Annotated in this window: 4 protein-coding genes; 2 read left to right on the forward strand and 2 right to left on the reverse strand. The window is 44.8% G+C overall.

Translation table 11 applies throughout. The annotated features are described in order from the left end of the window. Positions 1-38: 38 nt before the first annotated feature. Positions 39-500 carry an rRNA maturation RNase YbeY gene (gene ybeY / locus IT291_11505; GenBank protein MCC6221855.1) on the forward strand — a complete coding sequence of 154 codons (462 nt, stop codon included), beginning with the start codon at positions 39-41 and terminating at the stop codon, positions 498-500. A gap of 12 nt (positions 501-512) precedes the next feature. Then, complete coding sequence (locus IT291_11510; GenBank protein ID MCC6221856.1) at positions 513-2,666, forward strand: cation:proton antiporter; 2,154 nt, start codon at positions 513-515, stop codon at positions 2,664-2,666. A gap of 18 nt (positions 2,667-2,684) precedes the next feature. Here the strand turns inward: IT291_11510 and IT291_11515 are convergent, their stop codons facing one another. Both IT291_11515 and IT291_11520 read right to left on the reverse strand, forming a co-directional pair. Continuing rightward, on the reverse strand, positions 2,685-3,092 hold the full coding sequence (locus tag IT291_11515; GenBank protein MCC6221857.1) for a biopolymer transporter ExbD: 408 nt from the start codon (positions 3,090-3,092) through the stop codon (positions 2,685-2,687). A gap of 2 nt (positions 3,093-3,094) precedes the next feature. Beyond that, on the reverse strand, positions 3,095-3,405 hold a 311-nt coding region (locus tag IT291_11520; protein MCC6221858.1), incomplete at its 5' end, for a MotA/TolQ/ExbB proton channel family protein.

The following is a 3,405-nucleotide window of genomic DNA, read 5'->3' on the forward strand; positions in this document are numbered from 1 at the left end:
GTCTGTGGTGAACACTAGTCTAGGAGAGCATGTTAAGAATGGGCGTAGAGATACTAGTGCGAAAAACGGCAGCGAGGCTTCTAAGGAAGAACATTTCGCAAAGGGACTTGAAAAGGATAACGAGGATCCTCTTAAACGACTTGGAATGCAGGACTACGGAACTAAGCCTGTTATTAACCGATGACGATGAGATTTCTGTTTTAAACGCGCAGTATCGAAACAAGCCCGTACCGACCGATGTATTGTCCTTTTCTCTCAGAGAGGGCGATTATGCAGAATATTGTCAAAATGTTTTAGGCGATATTGTAATTTCCGTAGCTACGGCCGCAAGAAATGCTACTTTGCGCGATGAGAGCCTAAGAAACGAAATCGTAAGATTGTTGATTCATGGCTTGCTGCATTTAGTTGGTTGCGAACATGAGGGGGTGTCTAAAAGTATAGCCAATAAAATGAAGCGAGAAGAAAGGCGCCTTTATGAAGTTGTTAAATCAGTACGATGATCGGAGCTTAAGATGACTGCGAATAGCGGGTTTGAAGAAATAGCCACTATCCTTGGTTTGGCGATGCTAGCTGGGGTTGTGGGCCAGAAGTTGCGGCAGCCCTTAATTATTATGTTTTTGGTCGCTGGTGTTCTTGCTGGCCCGTCTGTTTTCGGAATTATTAAGAGCTACGATCAGATCGAGCTCCTGGCACATATCGGCGTGGCACTTCTCCTGTTTATCGTAGGGCTAAAACTTGATTTGCATCTAATTCGAACTATCGGTCCAGTTGCTCTAGCTACAGGCGTTGGGCAGATAGTGTTTACATCGCTAATCGGATTTGTAATAGCCATAGCAATGGGCATGACCCCCTTAGCTGCGGCTTATGTCGCAGTGGCGCTAACCTTTTCCAGCACTATCATTATTGTAAAGCTTCTGTCGGATAAGAAGGAGATAGATTCCCTACATGGGCAGATTGCTTTAGGGTTTTTGATCGTTCAAGACATAGCAGCAATTTTAGCACTAGTTGGTCTGACTACTTTTGGTGCGTCTCTAAGTGAGGAAGGGGCTAGATATTCGACCTTCGTGATAATTGGTGCGAAAGGCTTAGGGCTATTTGGCGCTGTGGCGCTAACGATGAAATACGTAATTCCACGGTTGCTGAGGAGACTAGCGCATTCGCTGGAATTATTGACACTTTTTGCGATTACCTGGGCTGTTATGCTCAGTGCGATAAGCGAACTACTCGGGTTTAGCAAGGAAATTGGGGCGTTCTTGGCTGGTATTTCATTAGCATCTACTGATTATCGTGATTCAATTGGCGCGCGTCTAGCCAGCCTTAGGGATTTCCTACTGCTGTTTTTCTTTATCAGCCTTGGGTCAAGGCTGGATTGGTCTACTATAGATTCGCAGTTCGTTCTATCGCTTGTTTTGTCGATTTTTGTGCTGATCGGCAATCCGCTTATTGTGCTGATTATTATGGGCCTAATGGGCTATCGACGTCGCACGAGTTTCCTCGCAGGGCTTACGGTAGCTCAAGTTAGCGAGTTTTCGCTTATAGTGGCAGCTCTCGGCTCGAGCATAGGCCACATTAGTAAGGAGACGGAGGGATTGATTACTCTGGTAGGTGTAGAAACTATCTTTCTGTCTACGTATATGATCCTCTATTCCGAACCGCTTTATCGCTGGCTCTCTGATAGGCTTAGAATATTCGAAAGGAAGAACCCTTACCGCGAAGCTGCAATAGATACTCTTAAGGCGACGTGGGCTGTCGATGCAATTCTAGTTGGTCTAGGTAACTACGGAAGCGGACTCATGGATTACCTTCTAGGCCGAAAGACTGCCGTAGTGGGCGTCGATTTTGATCCCAATGCGCTCGCTAGATGGCGAAAGAGAGGCGTTCCAGTTATCTATGGCGATATGGCTAATGCTGAAATGTACGAGCATTTACCACTGGACAAGGCGAGATGGGTCATTAGCACAGTTCGTTCTAAAGAGATGAATTTGACTCTAATACATAATTTAAAGCAGGACAAGTATAAAGGTAAGGTGGCCTTAACGGCTACAAACGGACATGAGGCGCAGGCATATGAAAAAGCTGGTGCCAATTTAGTATTTCGACCGTTTAGGGACGCGACGGAGACCGCTGCCGATGCTCTGACTTACGCAATGGATTTCTTGCCTGAATCGATCGATTGGCCTGTTTCGTTTCTTGAGCTTCGCATTCGTTCGGACGCCTCAGTAGCAGGTCAGGCAATCCAAGACCTTTCTCTATCGTCATCCGGAATATCAATTTTGGCGGTAAGTCGAGGTGGAAGTATTTACTATGAACCCAGCCCAGATTTTAGAATCTTTCCTGCCGATCGCCTATTGCTCATGGGAGATCCTTTAGGACTAAAGGAAGCAGAAAACATACTCAATCAAATCGAAGCTCGTAGAGTTAACGATGATACAGATCGCTTTGAAATCGCAGAGATTAAGGTTTCAGAAACGTCTAATTTATCTGGCAAATCATTGGCCGAACTTCAGTTTCGCCAAAAATTTGGTGCAACGTTAGTTGGTATTCGCAGAAACGAGGAGCGTATTACGAGTATTAACCCTACTGAGAAGGTTCAGGGTGGAGATTCTCTAGTGCTTATTGGTAGGTCGGGAGTCATTAGAGAGCTAAAGAGCCAGGCTCTTTTCTAGTAATTTCTAGTAAGCAAATCACTGGTCGCTAGGAACGGTGGCCAGGGCTATGTTGGTTCCACCGGCTAATCTTATTTTGTCCATGACTTCAACAATTTTTTGAATGTCGACTTTAGAGTCCGATTTAAGCGTGATTTCTTTGGTGCTGTTGCTAAGTAAAGTTTTAACTTCATTTTGCAATGAGTCTAGATTGGTCTTCTTGTCGTTTAATAAGAGTTCTCCGCTTTGAGATACAGAAATAACTACCGCCGTACTCTCGCTCTGCGTAGCGGATTCAGATGCCGGAAGATTTAACTCGATAGCTTCGGGAACTACCATAGTGCTAGTAAGCATGAAAAATATTAGAAGCAGAAAGACTACGTCTATTAATGGAGCTATGTCCAGTTCGATTGGCAGGCGCTTTCTGGTGTCAAAGTGTAAATCCATAATTACGAAACTCTAGCTGTTGTTTTTTTCTCTTCGTCCCCAGTCGATTGAATAGAGGTATTGTTGTAGAGAGCAAATAGCGGCACGAGCGCATCTTTCATTCTCATTCTAAGCTTGTCGGCTTCTCCCTCTAAGTAATAGTACGCTGCCATTGTTGGAATGGCGATTATCAATCCAAAAGCGGTAGTCAGCAATGCCTCCCATATACCTCCAGCGAGAATGGCAGGATTTATTTTCATGCCAGAGGCTTCGAGCTTTTGAAAAGCGGTTATCATTCCCAAAACCGTACCAAGTAAGCCAAGTAAAGGACTAA

Source organism: Deltaproteobacteria bacterium (assembly GCA_020845775.1).
Lineage (GTDB): Bacteria > Bdellovibrionota_C > UBA2361 > SZUA-149 > JADLFC01 > JADLFC01.